This is a genomic window from Litchfieldia sinesaloumensis, from assembly GCF_900156865.1.
In the GTDB taxonomy this organism is placed as follows: Bacteria; Bacillota; Bacilli; order Bacillales; family Bacillaceae_L; genus Ferdinandcohnia; species Ferdinandcohnia sinesaloumensis.
Genome location: NZ_LT732529.1, coordinates 4,370,344 through 4,386,204, shown reverse-complemented (window position 1 = coordinate 4,386,204; position 15,861 = coordinate 4,370,344). Strand labels below are relative to the sequence as shown.

Genomic DNA, 15,861 nt, shown 5'->3' with positions numbered 1-15,861 from the left:
GATGAAACAAATATTTTCAGACTATGGGATTGAAATATATGATTCGAAAGGTCATTTCTATCTGACATATGATAAGGGGGAACTTGTTGTTAACATAACAACCATCGAAATCTCGAAATCGGATGCTGAAAAAGCTCAGTTAAGTGCAGAAGATGCGTATCAGGTTATTCTTAAGCACCAGAATAATGCAAAAGGAAACTCTCAGTGAGTTTCCTTTTGTAAAGTACATAAAAGTTTAATCAGTTCCAATTTAAAGGCTCTTGAAGGACTTTACCGCACCATTGTTATTTTGATTTGGTCCTTCATCACATCTTACTCGAAACCTCGTCACTTGAAACACCAGAACCGTCCCCGTGTTCCTCCTCGTGTTCCCCCTCAAAGACTCCTTTTAAATCGTCTTTTACACTTTGTTCGGCGAGAGGAACTTTAGCTCGATAGGCGGAACGAGCGATGGCGTGTGCTGCGACTGGGGCGGTAAGGAATACGAAGAAGATTCCTAGAAATAAGCGAATGCTAAAAGTACCTTCCATTATGAAGAATAAAAAGGTTCCTACTAATATAAAAAGGACTCCCATTGTAGATGCTTTTGATCCTGCATGTGTACGAGAATATACATCTGGTAACCGAATTAACCCCACTGCACAAAAGAAACTAAAGATAGCTCCCACTAATATAGATAAAACCGCAAAGACTTCAATTGCCTCAACTGGGTTACTTACGCCGCTCAATAACAACACCCCTTTCAATAAACCTTGCAAAGGCAATCGTTCCAATGAAAGATAGAATTCCAATTAATAAAATAACCTCAAAAAATCCGGTGTTCTTTAAGAACACAGAAAAAATAGCAACTGCTGAGATAATATTAATCCCTAATACATCAAGAGCCTGAATTCGATCAGAGGCAGATGGTCCTTTTACTAAACGATAGATTGTCGCAAAAATAGCGAAAGTTAGAAACCCCAACGAAATAAGTAAAATTGTCTTTATCATTTTCGTGTCACCTTCTTTATTGCCTCTTCAAATTTCGCTGTTGAGCGCAGCACGGCATCACTTGATTCTGGAATATCCATGGCATGGATATAGAACCTTTTCTGATCATGCGAAACTTCAACAACTACCGAACCCGGAGTTAATGTTAATAACATCGCAAGTAAGGTTATTTCAAGGTCACCTTCCAGTTCTGTCTCTAAGGTAAATATACCTGGTGTGATATTGATTTTAGGACGCATAACCTGCTTGACTACTAGCACACTTGAAGTAAATAATTCATGGATAAAAACAATAAATAACTTTAAAATAGCAAGTAATGTCACTACATAAAATTTATGCGGGAAATACCTACGCAAGATAAATAGCACGATTAAACCAAATAAATAACCACTAAAAAAAGTTAAAACAGACCAGCTATCTTGTAGGAACATCCAGATAAATCCGATTAATAAATTGATTAGAACCTGCATGGGCATTGAAACCACCCCTTTCTACTATACGCAACCTCGGTATTTTTTCTGTATCACATAAGTAAACTTTTACACTTAATCTATAAAGGTACTTCCTAAAACAGCCTCGATATAAATGGTAGGATCCAGAATAACCTCAACCGCAATATCCACATATTCACTAATTCCCTGCGATCCCAGCCCGAGTGCAAACATTAAGGCAGTTAGAATTCCCATAGGTAATAGTAAACCTTTTAATGATTTGGTTTCAGTATCTTCTGGTACATCTGTATAACCCCAAAATCCATTCATAAAGATTTTCATAATCGAGAAGAGCACCAGTAAACTCGTGAACAAACCAATGCCACCTAGCCATAAATAACCGGAATCGAATGTACCCTCAGTGATAAATATTTTCCCTAAAAAGCCACTTAGGGGTGGTAATCCAGCTAGTGAGAGACCTGCTATAAAAAACATCCAACCGAATTTAGGATGCAGCCTCATGAGTCCACTGAATTCTCTTATATTACTTGTACCTGTAAGATAAATAATGGTTCCACCTAAAAGAAAGAGAAGTCCTTTTACGACCATATCGTGGATTAAATAATAGATAGAACCTGTAATACCTGCTTCGTTAAACGAGGCAATCCCCGCAATTACAAATCCAATCCCCACGACCACGTTGTAAGTAATAATTCTTTTTATATCCCAGAACGCCACGGCACCAATTGATCCTAGAAGCATTGTAGCTGCTGCTAAGATTCCGATTAATAAATGCGTTACCTCTGGTTCATGGTAAAACACAAGCGTGAATACGCGCATAATCGAATAGATACCAACCTTTGTTAATAGTGCTGCAAAAATAGCTGCAATTGCCGTGGGTGGTGCACTATATGATCCTGGCAACCAATAAAATAAAAATAAACCTGCCTTTAAGCTAAATACAATTAAGAATAAAATTGCTACTGTTGTCATGACAGCATCCTGACCAACTTCAGCAATACGGACAGACAGATGAGCAAGGTTCAATGTCCCAGTCATCGCATATAAATACGCAATTGCCACTAAAAATAGGAAGGAAGAAATAAGATTTACCAAAATATACTTGATTGATTCCCTAAGCTGTATTTTCGTTCCGCCAAGTGAAATCAAGACATAGGATGATACAAGCATTACTTCAAAACAGACGAACAAATTAAAAATATCCCCAGTTAAGAAGGAACCATTAACACCCGTAATTAAAAACAGGACAAGTGGATAAAAATAAAATGACTCCCTATCCTTCCCAATACTATTAAAGGCATATAGTAGACAACAAAACGTAACGACACTTGTTACCATCACTAATATGGCCGCTAACATATCGGCAACCATACTTACACCAAAAGGTGCTTCCCAGCCCCCCAATTGAAGAACTTGAATCCCTTCTATTTTAATTCGGTGCATAAGTACCAAAGAAACCACAAATATACTCAGAACTGCCGCTATGCTAAGTACTTTTTGCAGCCTTATATTTTTTCGAAAAATAACCATGATCATCCCAAGAATAATCGGGATAATGATTGGAAATATAACTAAATTACCCATCGCTTTTACCTCTCAATGCCTGAGTATCGTCCGTGCCTAAGACCTTATATGCACGGTAACTTAGCACTAAAAATAATGCCGTTGTCGCAAAGTTAATTACAATCGCTGTTAACAGCAGCGCCTGTGGTAATGAATCTACATAGGATAAACCCTTTAATCCTAATAAGGGAGGTCCCCCTTTTTCAAGCCCCCCCATGGTAATAATAAGCAGGTTCACACTATGGCCGAGTACAGAGGTTCCTAGAATGATTCGTAATAGAGTTTTCGTTAATATGAGATAAATCCCAATTGCAAATAGGATTCCTACAAGAATAGACATTAATGTTTCCATTATCGATCATCACCTATACTCATAATAATTGTGAGCGATGTCCCGATGACTGCCAGAGCAACACCTACATCAAATAATACCGCAGTAGCCAGTTCTGTTTTTCCGAAAACAGGAATCTCAAAATACCCAAATGTTTGTGTTAAAAACGGAGCATCAAATAACAGGCTGCCCACTCCAGTACCAACAGCAATTAATACACCAATTGCAGCTACTACTTTAAAATCGAGCGGTAAATTTTTTCGAACCGTTTCTATATCGTAACTAAGAAACAGAAGAACCAATCCCGCCGAGAAGGCTAAGCCTCCAATGAAACCGCCGCCCGGATGATGGTGACCAGATATAAACAAGTTGATGGCAAAGGTGAAGATAATAATGACAGCAACCTTTGTGACACTTCGTATAATGACATCATTCGGCTCTTTCATCTGAACCCTCCTTCGCTAAACGTAACTTGATTAATGAATAAACACCCAGACCTGCAATACTCAAGACAAGAATCTCCAACATCGTATCAATCCCACGAAAGTCCACTAGAATTGCATTAACTATATTTTTTGCTCCCGCTAGTTCATACGAATTTTCATAGTAATCGGATATCGAATCAAATAGGCGATTTCCATTCACTGATAAAGCAACGATTGTGACAACACTCCCTGCCCCAATAGCAATAATTGCATTGGTTAACTTGAACGGAATTCGACTAATTTCTTTGCGTAATTGCGGTAAGTGATAAAAACACAATAAGAATAGTGCCGTCGTTACAGTTTCCACAACTAATTGTGTCAGTGCTAAATCAGGCGCACGGAAAATCACAAAGAAAAATGCAACTATGAAACCAAGTGCACCTACCGCAACAATTGCTGTAATTCTTGTCCTCGCAAAAAGAACCGTGACTGCAGTTACAACAGCAACAATCATTATTGCTATTTCAAAGGGGGTGACTAATGCGTCATCACGGGAGTCAAATGAAATTCCATCGAGTAACCAAATGGCCCCACCGACAGCTAGAATCATGAAACCAAAAATATAAACGAGGTAATCACGTATAAACCCTGTCATGTAAGAGTTTGTAATTGTTCCAGAAAACTGCTCCATTTTATCAAGAGCACGATTATATATATTGTTTATTGTTAACGACTGTGGATAGTACTGATAGACTTTATACCATTTCCTTAAATTGAGATATAGGATGGTACCAAGTACGACAACACCAACTGTCATCCAAAGTTCTAGATTCCAGCCATGCCAGGCTGATATTTTAAGTTCTAAAACAGCTGCCTCTGAAAGCACCGGCAGTATTGATGTTAACGCCGGCTTTAATAAATAGGTCGCAAGTACATTCGGGAAAAAGAAACCAATAATGACAAGCGCTCCTAGTATAATGGGTGAAATCAACATTCCAATTGGCGCTTCATGAACAACACGGGTATTGTCAAGCTTATACTTCCCTCTAAACGTCTTAAATACGAGTATCATACTATAAATAAACGTAAATACACTGGCTATCCAGGCGACAATAGGAATCAGTATCCCAATTGTCTCCATGTGGAAGAAGTTCATGCTTGAGGCATTATTAACTGCCGTAAAAAACATTTCTTTACTTAAAAAACCATTAAATGGAGGTAGTCCTGCCATAGAAAAACTCCCGATTACAGTAAGTGTAAAGGAAACAGGCATCAGACTCATTAACCCACCTAGTCTACGTATATCACGGGTTCCTGTTTCATGGTCAATAATACCGACCACCATGAAGAGGCTTCCTTTAAAGGTAGAATGGTTGACCAGATGAAAAATAGCTGCAAAGACGGCTGTACCATAAATAGTCGTCTCATTCCCTAAATCAAAATACAGAGCAGCAGAACCTAGACCCAAAAGGCTCATTATTAGACCTAACTGACTGATTGTTGAGTATGCTAATAGTGCTTTCAAATCAGTCTGCCTAATTGCATTTACAGATCCATACAACAACGTGATGATTCCGACGCCTGTAACGAGCCAAAACCATGTAGAAGTACCTCCAAAAATAGGGGTTAATCGAGCAACTAAATAAATTCCCGCCTTAACCATTGTTGCTGAATGCAAATAAGCACTGATAGGAGTAGGAGCTTCCATCGCATCTGGCAACCATATGCTAAATGGGAACTGCGCTGACTTTGTAAAAGCCCCCAGCAAAATCAATACCATGGCTGGAATGAACAATGAACTCGAAGTGATTGCCTCTACATTAAGAAGCATTTCACGTATACTGTACGTTCCCGAGCTACTAGCAATCATAATGAGACCTGCGAGCATTGCAAGTCCTCCAAAAATCGTAATTAGCATCGATTTTTGTGCTCCATAACGTGATTTTTCACGCTCATACCAATACGCAATTAATAAGAAGGAAGACACACTTGTGATTTCCCAGAATACATACAGTACAAAGACGTTATCAGAAAAAACTAAACCGAGCATTGCTCCCATGAATAAAAGTAAATACACGTAAAAATTATGAAGTGCTTCACGTTCCTTTGATAAATAAAAGATGGAATACAAGATAACTAATGCACCAATACCAGAAATTAATAAACCAAACGTCAAACTTAAACCGTCGATATAGGTTGAGAAATTAATATCATAGGCAGGTATCCAAGGTAAGCTAGAGATGATGGTATTCCCATCTGCAACTGTGGGAATAAATGTAAGTAGATAGGCGAATACCACGAGTGGTACGATGAATACGAACCAGCCCGTATGTATGCGAAAGGAAAACTTTTTATATAATATAGGAACAAATACAGCAAATATAAATGGCAACATAATTAACAGATGAAACCAATACACTGGAATCGCCTCCTTCTTGAAAGGTATTTTTTACAATTTAGTTTAATAGATTGACTCATTTTGTAGCATGCGCTATAGTCAGACATAGTTTAAAGAAAAGATTCATTTACAATTATTTTTTATAGGTGGTGTGTACATGCGAGCCCCCAGCTAAATAAAGAACTATCTATAATGGTTCCTTATTTTCAGGATATTTATAAATAAATCTGGTTTTGGCCTACGAGTTCACATCAAATTTTGGGGTGAGTAACTATGAAAATGAAAAAAGAAAGAATGGACGAGAGTATTCTTGTCTGTGTATATTATGGTCCAAATGGTGAGCGTCTCATCCAACGTGGTTGCAAAATTGCAACAATGCTTGATTGTCCACTATACATTCTAACTGTTGATCCGAAGCCTTTTGATGATCTTGACCCAGAAAAGGTTAACTACATTACGAGGTGGAAAGAATTAGCTGACCAACATAGCGCAGATGCCTTTATTATTAAGGACAATGAAAAAAGACCCATTTCAAAGGTAATTGCAGATGTTGCCAGGGATAAAGGCGTTACGCAAATTGTTCTTGGCCAAACCGCACAAAGTCGTTGGGAGCAAATGACGAAAGGTTCAATTATTAATTCGTTATTAAAGGAAATTCCTTTTGTTGACCTCCATATTATTTCAGTTGCCCGCTTCCTAAAAAACACAGAGGGGCATTTTGATAAAGGAGTTCGTGCTTATTTAGTAGAAGAGGGAGATCACTATCGTCTCAACTTTAAACACACTAAAAATGTTATATTCGAAGGAATCTTTTTTAAGGAATTCGGTACAGACTTTAACAACGGAATCTTTAAATTCATGAAAGACCAGAAAACTTTACAGGTCCAGGTTAACGAGGATATCGTAACTGATTTAACGAATGTAGATATGAATACAAACTTAGACGATGATAACTTTTTATAACACCTCCGCTTATTGCGGAGGTTTTTTTGCACCCCAAAAATTCCACTTACCTCAACTAATGTTACATAACATAAAATTAGCATAGATTGTGTAACATGACAAGAATCATGCTTACATTTTTTTAAAATTTCCGCTTAGTTTTCGGTACTACTATCATGGAGTTCTATCGAAGTTTTCTCTTCAGTTTAACCTCCTTTTTGTGGCATCAACTTTAAATCTATTTCAATCAGTACGAAAATCCTGTCACACTTTAACGCTTTTAAGAAAAAAATTATCGAAAAAGATTAAATATTGTAGAAAAATAATTAAAAGCTGTTATAATGTTCAATATCATCTAAATTTTACACACAATAGGGGGCTTCAACATGAAGGGAAAAAAACTTTCCTGGATGGTACTTTTCTTAGTGTTTGCATTAGTTTTAGCAGCATGTGGAGGTAAAGAATCCAGTAACGAGGGCGAATCATCAGCATCTGATGGCGCTAAAGACGAAGGAAAAACGTATACTTTTAAAGCAGGGCATTCTCAAACAGAGGAACACCCTTACCATCTTGCATTACTAGATTTAGCTGAAAATGTGAAAGAACGTACAGATGGAAAAGTGACGATTGAAATTTTTCCACTAAACCAATTAGGAGCAGAGAGAGAATTAACAGAAGCTCTTACACTTGGAACGGCTGATATGTCTATTTCATCTACAGCACCAATTGCTAACTTCTATCCACAGATTGGAATTGTTGATCTACCATTCTTATTTGAATCAAGAGAGCATGCATACAGCGTACTTGATGGACAAGTTGGTCAAGATCTTTTAACTGGCATGGAAGAAGTTGGACTTGTTGGTCTAGCTTGGGCTGAAAATGGTTTCCGTCATATTACAAATAGCAAGCATCCAATTACCAAACCAGAAGACTTAAAAGGATTAAAAATCCGAACTCAAGAAAACCAAATTCACCTTGACGCTTTCAACGCACTTGGTGCTCAACCAACACCAATGGCATGGAACGAAGCCTTAACTGCCCTTCAACAAGGAGTAGTTGATGCACAGGAAAATCCATTAATCATTGCTGATACGTACAAGCTATATGATGCAAATCAACAGTACATGACATTAACAGGTCATATTTATTCACCTGCTGTTGTTATGTTTAGTAAATCTGTTTTCGATACACTTCCTGCTGAATACCAAGATATCCTTAAAGAAGAAGCTAAAACAGCTGGTGACAAAGTTCGCGAACTGAGCACAAAAGCTGACACAGAATCACTACAGGTTGTCAAAGATGCAGGTATGGAAGTTATTGAAGATGTAGATGTACAACCATTCCGTGACGCAATCCAATCAGTTTTTGAAAAATATGAAGAAGACTTTGGTAAGGAAAATATTGAAGCCATTTTAAACGGAAATTAATCTAAATAAAAAAACTTGGTGAGTGCCTAGCACAATCCAAGTTTTTTTACCATCAAAAGGGGAAATACAGGTGATTAAAAAGATAGTAGATAGTATAAATGGATTTTTCAAATGGGTACTCATCATTTTATTTTTTGCATTAGTTGTCGTTGTCTTTTTGCAGGTCCTCTTCCGCTTTGTATTCGAACAGCCGTTGGCTTGGACAGAGGAATTAGGTCGCTACTTACTTGTGTGGACTACATTCCTTGGTGCTGGTTATGGAATGAGTGTAAAGGCTCATCCCGGTGTCGAGATTATTTATGATACTTCGGGACCAACCTTAAAGAAAATACTTAATGTAATTATTGCGCTTCTAGTAACATTCTTCTTTTGGCAGGTTATCGTCCACAGCTTTGACTTTATTGAACGTAGCATGATCCAAAAGTCTCCTGTCCTACAAATACCGATGGGATACATCTATACAGTAATTCCGATATCAAGTGTCTTATTTATTATCAATCTACTTTATGTCGTAATAACTGAATGGAAAAAGGAGGCGAAGAACTAATGGCTTGGTTATTATTTGGTTTATTAATCGTACTATTTTTAATTAACATCCCAATAGCTGTTGCTCTCGGACTCGCTTCTATGATTGTACTGATGATTCAAGATAATGTTCCACTGATGGTTATTGTCCAAAAAATGTTTACATCCACAGATTCGTTTACATTAATGGCTGTCCCCTTCTTCATCCTTGCTGGAAAGTTAATGGAGGTTGGAGGTATTTCTAAAAGACTCGTAGATTTTGCCATGACGATTGTAGGAAGAATGCACGGAGGTTTGGCAATGGTCTCGGTAGTAACATGTATGTTCTTTGCTGCTATCTCTGGATCTGGTGCGGCGACAACAGCAGCGGTTGGGGCCATCATGATACCAGCAATGGTACAAAAAGGCTATGATAAAAGCTTTTCTACTGCTATCCAAGCCGCAGGTGGAACAATCGGTGTAATGATTCCACCAAGTGTACCAATGATCTTATTTGGTGTTATTGCTGGAGCATCAATTAGCGATTTATTCATTGCAGGTATCGTACCTGGAATTTTTGTTGGTCTTTCTTTAATCGCAGTTGCCTACTTCATTTCTAGAAAACGCGGTTATGGAAAAGGAGAAAAGAGCTCCCTTAAAGATGTTTTCACATCTTTTAACAGAGCGATTCTGGCAATTTTAATGCCTGTTATCATTCTTGGTGGAATTTACGGTGGGATTTTTACTCCTACAGAAGCTTCCGTCGTAGCTGCTGTTTATGGATTAATTGTTGGTCTATTCATCTATCGTGAAATTAAGTGGAAAGACCTACCGGAAATCTTTATTCAATCAGCCGTTACTTCTGCGGTAATTATGTTTATTATTTCTTGTGCATCGATTTTTGGATTTATCTTAACAAGAGAGCAAATCCCACTTTCAATCACAAATGCATTACTTGCTATTTCGGAAAACCCAATTATCGTATTACTGATTATTAATGTCATTTTATTAATTGTAGGTACATTTTTGGAAACATCGGCTGCAATTATTATCATGGCGCCAATCTTGCTTCCAGTAACAACAGCGGTTGGTATTGATCCTGTTCACTTTGGTATTATCATGGTTGTTAACCTTGCGATTGGTTTCATCACACCACCAGTTGGGATTAATCTTTTTGTAGCGTCCAATATTGCAAACCTGCGATTAGAAAAAATCGTTCGGGCCATCATCCCATTTCTCATCATATTAATTGTTGACATTATCATTATCAGCTTTATTCCTGAGCTTTCACTGTTTTTCTTAGATAAATAAATGTTATACATTAAAAAGTGCTTGCATCACTTGTGAGATGCAGGCACTTTTTTACGAGATAAGCTCTCCGTTACCTTTATTTTAATCAAGTCCCCTCCCCCTTTCACCGAAGCCCATACGGATGCATAAAATAAATTCACGAATAACTTATGCTGTTCGTTCACTTCTAAGGGGGTTTTATATAAATGGAACTTACTGCGGCTCATTGGATGTATTTAGTGGGGACCGGTATCATTATCGTAACAATGTTATTTCGGCAAAATGTTGTCGTCCCTTCCATTATTGTCACTTTTTTAGTTGGTTGGATTTTTACAGGGTCGTTTTCATCAGGTCTACAGACCATTTTCAATGCGAGTTTAGTTGCAGCTGGAGAATTATTTAACATCTTTCTAATCATAGCCATTATGACCGCACTCTTGCATTCTTTAAAGTCACTCGGTTCTGACAAACAAATGATCACACCGTTTCAGAAGTTGATGAAAAACGGGCATATCTCCTTCTGGGTCCTCATTTTTGTCACCTATGTTATTTCATTATTCTTTTGGCCAACACCTGCCGTTCCATTAGTTGGGGCGTTACTTATCCCAGTGGCGATTCGTGCCGGGCTACCACCTATTGGGGCAGCAATTGCGATTTCACTAGCTGGTCAGGGAATGGCATTATCTTCTGACTATATCATTCAAATTGCTCCAACTCTAACAGCAACAGCGGCAGGAGCAGATGTAAGTATTGTAGCGGATCGAGCCATGATACTATCCGTTATTACTGGTGTTACAGCAATTGTTATTGCTTACCTAACCTTACGAAAGTATATTTCACCTCCATCAGAAGATCATTTGCATACATGGGAGAACAGTAATGCTGATTTTGACCAAGAAAACGGTGAAATCACTATTGAAGAGACGAAGAAAAGTAAATATAGTCTTCTGTTTTCAATCCTTGTTCCTGTTACATTTTTAATTATTATCGGATATATGTTTCTTGCTAAGTTTTCCAATTTCATCCCTTCAGTCGAAGGTGGAACCGGCGCAGCCTTAATTGGTGGGGCTTCAGCAATACTCCTTATAGCTGCTTCAACCTTTAAAAGTCCACGTTTGGCCCTAACCGCTGTAAGCGACAATATTGTAAAAGGATTCCTATTCGCTTTTAAAGCGATGGGTCCTGTCATACCGATTGCAGGTTTCTTTTTCTTAGGTAGCGGAGAATTAACAAGTAAAATATTTGGTTTGAATCCTGAGGAGTCTCCTTCTTTCTTATTTGATTTAGTGGTTTCAGGTCAGCATTTTATACCTGAAAATGCGTTTATAGCTGGGTTTGGAATCCTCTTAATCGGGGTTATTACAGGATTAGACGGTTCCGGGTTCTCAGGCCTCCCACTCGTTGGTTCATTATCTGGGGCATTAGGCGGGAGTGTTGGTGTCGACGTCGAAACATTATCTGCCATAGGGCAAATGGGCTCCATTTGGGTAGGTGGCGGAACGTTAATTGCCTGGTCATCACTCATAGCCGTTGCAGGCTTTGCAAAAGTGCCGGTCATGGAACTAGTCCGAAGAAGCTTCATACCCGTCACAATAGGGCTTATTGTGTCTACCATTATTGGCCTGCTCATATTGTAGATGTAGGTACACCTGAATCAAATATTATCTAATTGAGTTGGGACAATGGACCTTCCTTGTCCCACTTTATTTATCATTCTATAATGAAATGTAGTCAGAATATGTAGGAGGCAAATGATGCAACAAGAGATAGTATCATCCGTTATTATAAAAAACATAAAATCCATAGAGGAATTACAGCAAGTTCACAAATTAGAATCTCTGGTATGGAGTCCTGAAGATACGGTCCCTATCAGCCATACAGCTGCTACGGTAAAAAACGGTGGGTTTATTTTAGGAGCCTTTTATAAGGATCAATTAATTGGCTTTCAATATAGTTTTCCAGGCTTTGATGGTACAAAACCTTACCTAGTTTCTCATAGCCTAGGGATTCACCCTGATTTCCGGAAGCTGGGAATCGGTGAAAAATTAAAGCTAGAACAACGTAAGGTAGCGTCTGAAAAAGGCTATGACTTAATATCATGGACCTATGATCCGCTAGAAACAGTGAATGGAAATTTGAATCTACATAAATTAGGTGCAGTTTGCACTTCGTATATTGAAAATGCATATGGAGATATGAATGATGGCATGAACGATGGTATTTCTACGGATCGGTTTGTAGTAGAGTGGTCTGTTAACGAAATTGGACGAGCCATAAAACACAATGATTTAAATGGTTCTCCTGTCTTAATTAATACCGAAATAAAAAATGGCTGTTTACAACCTGGTGATATCTATTTGGAAGAGTCGGGAAAATATTTATTTGTTCCTGTACCAGGAAATTTTCAAGAGATTAAGACTAATAACTTTGAAACTGCCTTAATGTGGAGAGAAAAAACGAAGAGAGTGTTTAGACATTATTTGAACCAAGGCTGGATCGTCACAGACTTAATTAAAGCTCCTGAGTGCAACAATCAGTACTTTTACGTACTAGAAAAATAACAACTTTTACGAGGAGAATTAATCATGGAGATAAAAAGTATTAAGCTACGTTTTATGAGAATGAGCTTGCTTCACCCTTTTAAAACAAGTGTCGGAACCTTAACAGATAAAGACTTTATATTAGTTGAAGTGAAATCGAAGAACGGTCTTTCAGGTTGGGGCGAAACCGTCTCTGATCCAATTCCCATCTATCATGAAGAAACGGTTAAAACCAATTGGCATCTATTAAAGGATATTTTAATTCCTAAGCTTATGAACACGGAGATTCAACACCCTGATGATGTATCAAAAGCATTCAAGGATTTACGAGGAAACTACAATGCGAAGGCTGCATTAGATGGTGCGATTTGGGACTTATATGCGAAAGAAAAGGGAATTTCTCTAGCAAAGGCTATTGGCGGTGTGAAGGATAGAATTGAAGTAGGTGTAAGCGTTGGTATTCAAAAGTCTGAAAAAGAGCTCCTACAAAAAATCGAAGGATTTGTAACCAAAGGGTATAAACGAATCAAGGTAAAAATAATGCCGGGTTGGGATATAAATATTTTAAAAGCGATTCGCAAAGAGTTTCCTAGGATTCCGCTAATGGCAGATGCGAACTGTGCATATACCATCGATGATATACCTTACCTTAAGAAATTAGACGACTTTGATTTAATGATGGTTGAACAACCTTTCGCCTATGACGATTTAATTGATCATGCGAGACTTCAAAAAGAATTGAACACCCCTATCTGCCTGGACGAATCCATCCACACAGTTGAAGACGTTCGAAAAGCCATTGAGATTACAAGTGGAAAAATTATTAATCTAAAAATCGGCCGTGTTGGCGGAATTACGGAATCGTTAAAGATTCATAAACTCTGCACGGAAAACAATATCCCGATGTGGTGTGGAGGAATGCTCGAGGCCGGTATCGGTCGTGCACATAATATTGCCATTACTTCTCTAGCAAACTTCACTCTACCAGGAGATACAGCTCCATCCTCCCATTACTGGAGAGAGGATATTATAACGCCTGAGGTAACAATGAAGGACGGATATATAGAGGTGCCAACAACCCCAGGAATTGGTTTCGAACCGAACCATGAAAAAATTGAGGACTTCATGTTATATAGTGAGACGTTTCATAACCATAATTGAGAATACTAAAATCGATGGGTTCAAGAATAATCAATAAGCGGAACACATATCAACCTACCCGTATATTTCCTTTCAATTTGCAAAAACTACCACATACAGTTTAGATAAGGTGGTTTTTGTAATGAGGAACAGGTTAATTGACTGGCCGACTTTTATTGGTGCCTTTACATTGTTACTATTGGTTACCATCCCTCTCGTTATTTTCCCTGAAAAAGGCGAAGAGATGGTTAGTGTTGCGAATACCTACATTACCACAAATTTTGGTGTTTTATATTTGTTGGTCGGACTTATGATTTTCTTTTTTCTTATCTATGTGGCATTTAGTTCGAACGGGCAGGTTTTGCTCGGAGATAAAGGTGAAAAACCAGAATACAATGACTTTTCTTGGGCTGGGATGCTGTTTTGCGCAGGGATTGGCTCAAGCATCTTGTACTGGGGAACCATAGAATGGGCTTATTACCTTCAAGGACCTCCCTTTGGAGTTCAACCTGGCACCAAGGAAGCTATCGCTTGGGCAACAACCTATGGTATTTTCCATTGGGGACCGATTGCCTGGGCCATTTATACATTACCAGCTTTACCTATTGCTTATTTCTATTATGTAAGGAAAAAGCCTGTCCTAAAAATTAGTGAAGCAACACGACCATTAATAGGTAAACTTGCAGACGGTCCTCTTGGCACCATCATAGATATTTTATTTATGTTTGGTCTTATTGGTGGTGCTGGGACTACCCTTGCCTTGGGTACACCAATGATTGCTGAAGGGATTAATCGCCTTACTGGTCTTAATGTAAATATGACAGTTAAAACCATTATTTTATTGTTCGTAACCGTCATCTTTGCTGTTAGCTCGTATACCGGCTTAAAAAAGGGTATTAAGATCCTTTCGGATGTAAATCTATATCTGGCATTCTTTCTTTTGGCATTTGTTTTTCTCTTTGGTCCAACCCGATTTATTCTAGAAACAACTGTAAATAGCATTGGACTCTTATTAGATAACTTCTTTCACATGAGTACATGGACAGAGCCTTTTAATTCCTTAGGACCATTTGATTCAACGTCCTTTCCTGAAACCTGGACCGTTTTCTACTGGGCGTGGTGGTTAGTCTATGCACCGTTCGTAGGTTTGTTTGTTGCCAAGATATCCCGTGGACGAACAATTAAACAAATGGTGCTCGGGACCATGATTTATGGAACAATCGGAAGTATACTGTTCTTCGGTGTATTAGGGAATTACGCAATGCATCTGCAATTAACTGGAGAAATGGACATAATCAATACATTAAATACGGAAGGTGCACCAGTCGCAATCCTTGATGTAATTGGAAGCCTTCCAATGTCTTGGTTTATCATTTTGGTTTTTACTGTACTTGCAATTGTTTTTCTAGCTACAACATTCGATTCTAGTTCGTACGTGCTAGCGGCAGTCGTTCAAAAGGAGGTCAAGGATGAACCGATCCGATGGAACCGGTTGTTTTGGGCGTTTGCTCTTTGTATAATGCCGTTAACATTAATGTTTATCGGTGGTCTAGATACTCTACAGACTGCTAGTATTGTTGGAGGATTTCCGCTTTTATTTATTATGGTTATGCTTGGGTGGTCCTTCATGAAGGCATCGACCAGGGACATCAAGGCATCTGACTATTATGAATCAAAGAAGATCGAGTTGAATTATCGGAAAATCCTAGAGCGTTTACGCCGAAAGAAGAAAGCAAAAGACCAACAAGCAGAGAAGCAGAAAGGGCCAATTGACGCTCATTTTGAAAATGAAAAGGATAAATAAGATATGGGCAGAACTCTCTAGGGTCTGCCCTTTTTGTCTAATTCATAACATAATT

Annotated in this window: 16 protein-coding genes; 9 read left to right on the top strand and 7 right to left on the bottom strand. The window is 38.3% G+C overall.

Translation table 11 applies throughout. From position 1 onward, the window contains the following. Position 1 precedes the first annotated feature (1 nt). Positions 2-208 (top strand): hypothetical protein, encoded by a 207-nt coding sequence (locus tag CZ490_RS21350; RefSeq protein WP_142255414.1) that lies wholly within the window; start codon positions 2-4, stop codon positions 206-208. 97 nt (positions 209-305) lie between these two features. Here CZ490_RS21350 and mnhG read toward each other — a convergent pair whose 3' ends face one another. The 7 genes from mnhG to CZ490_RS21315 form a co-directional block, all read right to left on the bottom strand. Further along, entirely contained in the window at positions 306-728 is a 423-nt protein-coding gene (mnhG, locus tag CZ490_RS21345) for a monovalent cation/H(+) antiporter subunit G (RefSeq protein WP_077620750.1), read from the bottom strand. Next, on the bottom strand, positions 712-990 hold the full coding sequence (locus CZ490_RS21340; RefSeq protein WP_077620749.1) for a Na(+)/H(+) antiporter subunit F1: 279 nt from the start codon (positions 988-990) through the stop codon (positions 712-714). The genes mnhG and CZ490_RS21340 overlap by 17 nt, the downstream gene beginning before the upstream one ends. After that, positions 987-1,466, bottom strand: a complete 480-nt coding sequence (locus CZ490_RS21335) for a Na+/H+ antiporter subunit E (RefSeq protein WP_077620748.1) — start codon at positions 1,464-1,466, stop codon at positions 987-989. Before CZ490_RS21335 ends, CZ490_RS21340 begins: the two co-directional genes overlap by 4 nt. A 69-nt stretch (positions 1,467-1,535) precedes the next feature. Continuing rightward, positions 1,536-3,026, bottom strand: coding sequence for a Na+/H+ antiporter subunit D (locus CZ490_RS21330; RefSeq protein WP_077620747.1), 1,491 nt, complete (start codon positions 3,024-3,026; stop codon positions 1,536-1,538). Then, complete coding sequence (locus CZ490_RS21325; RefSeq protein ID WP_077620746.1) at positions 3,019-3,357, bottom strand: Na(+)/H(+) antiporter subunit C; 339 nt, start codon at positions 3,355-3,357, stop codon at positions 3,019-3,021. Before CZ490_RS21325 ends, CZ490_RS21330 begins: the two co-directional genes overlap by 8 nt. Next, positions 3,357-3,782: a Na(+)/H(+) antiporter subunit B gene (locus CZ490_RS21320; RefSeq protein ID WP_077620745.1), complete on the bottom strand. Its 426-nt coding sequence runs from the start codon at positions 3,780-3,782 to the stop codon at positions 3,357-3,359. Before CZ490_RS21320 ends, CZ490_RS21325 begins: the two co-directional genes overlap by 1 nt. Beyond that, a complete protein-coding gene (locus CZ490_RS21315) occupies positions 3,766-6,180 on the bottom strand; it encodes a Na+/H+ antiporter subunit A (RefSeq protein ID WP_077620744.1) in 2,415 nt (804 codons plus the stop codon). The genes CZ490_RS21320 and CZ490_RS21315 overlap by 17 nt, the downstream gene beginning before the upstream one ends. 252 nt (positions 6,181-6,432) lie before the next feature. Between CZ490_RS21315 and CZ490_RS21310 the strand changes: the two genes are divergently transcribed. From CZ490_RS21310 to CZ490_RS21275, 8 genes are all read left to right on the top strand, one after another. Next, entirely contained in the window at positions 6,433-7,122 is a 690-nt protein-coding gene (locus CZ490_RS21310) for a universal stress protein (RefSeq protein WP_077620743.1), read from the top strand. Between the two features lie 365 nt (positions 7,123-7,487). Beyond that, positions 7,488-8,528, top strand: coding sequence for a TRAP transporter substrate-binding protein (locus CZ490_RS21305; RefSeq protein ID WP_077620742.1), 1,041 nt, complete (start codon positions 7,488-7,490; stop codon positions 8,526-8,528). A 70-nt stretch (positions 8,529-8,598) separates the two neighbouring features. Further along, positions 8,599-9,075, top strand: a complete 477-nt coding sequence (locus CZ490_RS21300) for a TRAP transporter small permease (RefSeq protein WP_234987275.1) — start codon at positions 8,599-8,601, stop codon at positions 9,073-9,075. Further along, on the top strand, positions 9,075-10,343 hold the full coding sequence (locus tag CZ490_RS21295) for a TRAP transporter large permease (RefSeq protein ID WP_077620741.1): 1,269 nt from the start codon (positions 9,075-9,077) through the stop codon (positions 10,341-10,343). Before CZ490_RS21300 ends, CZ490_RS21295 begins: the two co-directional genes overlap by 1 nt. Positions 10,344-10,528: 185 nt before the next feature. Beyond that, entirely contained in the window at positions 10,529-11,959 is a 1,431-nt protein-coding gene (locus tag CZ490_RS21290) for a hypothetical protein (RefSeq protein WP_077620740.1), read from the top strand. A gap of 117 nt (positions 11,960-12,076) precedes the next feature. Then, complete coding sequence (locus CZ490_RS21285; RefSeq protein WP_077620739.1) at positions 12,077-12,883, top strand: GNAT family N-acetyltransferase; 807 nt, start codon at positions 12,077-12,079, stop codon at positions 12,881-12,883. Positions 12,884-12,907: 24 nt separating this feature from the next. Beyond that, the gene (menC, locus tag CZ490_RS21280; RefSeq protein ID WP_077620738.1) at positions 12,908-14,023 is read left to right on the top strand and encodes an o-succinylbenzoate synthase; all 1,116 of its coding nucleotides are present in this window, start codon (positions 12,908-12,910) and stop codon (positions 14,021-14,023) included. Positions 14,024-14,144: 121 nt separating this feature from the next. After that, positions 14,145-15,806 carry a BCCT family transporter gene (locus tag CZ490_RS21275; RefSeq protein ID WP_077620737.1) on the top strand — a complete coding sequence of 554 codons (1,662 nt, stop codon included), beginning with the start codon at positions 14,145-14,147 and terminating at the stop codon, positions 15,804-15,806. Positions 15,807-15,861: the final 55 nt, after the last annotated feature.

Coding starts and splice junctions, on each gene's coding strand:
- CZ490_RS21285 (WP_077620739.1), top strand. CDS start 12,077: ATGCAACAAGAGATAGTATCATCCGTTATTATAAAAAACATAAAATCC.
- CZ490_RS21310 (WP_077620743.1), top strand. CDS start 6,433: ATGAAAATGAAAAAAGAAAGAATGGACGAGAGTATTCTTGTCTGTGTA.
- CZ490_RS21275 (WP_077620737.1), top strand. CDS start 14,145: ATGAGGAACAGGTTAATTGACTGGCCGACTTTTATTGGTGCCTTTACA.
- CZ490_RS21325 (WP_077620746.1), bottom strand. CDS start 3,357: ATGGAAACATTAATGTCTATTCTTGTAGGAATCCTATTTGCAATTGGG.
- CZ490_RS21305 (WP_077620742.1), top strand. CDS start 7,488: ATGAAGGGAAAAAAACTTTCCTGGATGGTACTTTTCTTAGTGTTTGCA.
- menC (WP_077620738.1), top strand. CDS start 12,908: ATGGAGATAAAAAGTATTAAGCTACGTTTTATGAGAATGAGCTTGCTT.
- CZ490_RS21350 (WP_142255414.1), top strand. CDS start 2: ATGAAACAAATATTTTCAGACTATGGGATTGAAATATATGATTCGAAA.
- CZ490_RS21330 (WP_077620747.1), bottom strand. CDS start 3,026: ATGGGTAATTTAGTTATATTTCCAATCATTATCCCGATTATTCTTGGG.
- CZ490_RS21335 (WP_077620748.1), bottom strand. CDS start 1,466: ATGCCCATGCAGGTTCTAATCAATTTATTAATCGGATTTATCTGGATG.
- CZ490_RS21320 (WP_077620745.1), bottom strand. CDS start 3,782: ATGAAAGAGCCGAATGATGTCATTATACGAAGTGTCACAAAGGTTGCT.
- CZ490_RS21290 (WP_077620740.1), top strand. CDS start 10,529: ATGGAACTTACTGCGGCTCATTGGATGTATTTAGTGGGGACCGGTATC.
- CZ490_RS21340 (WP_077620749.1), bottom strand. CDS start 990: ATGATAAAGACAATTTTACTTATTTCGTTGGGGTTTCTAACTTTCGCT.
- CZ490_RS21295 (WP_077620741.1), top strand. CDS start 9,075: ATGGCTTGGTTATTATTTGGTTTATTAATCGTACTATTTTTAATTAAC.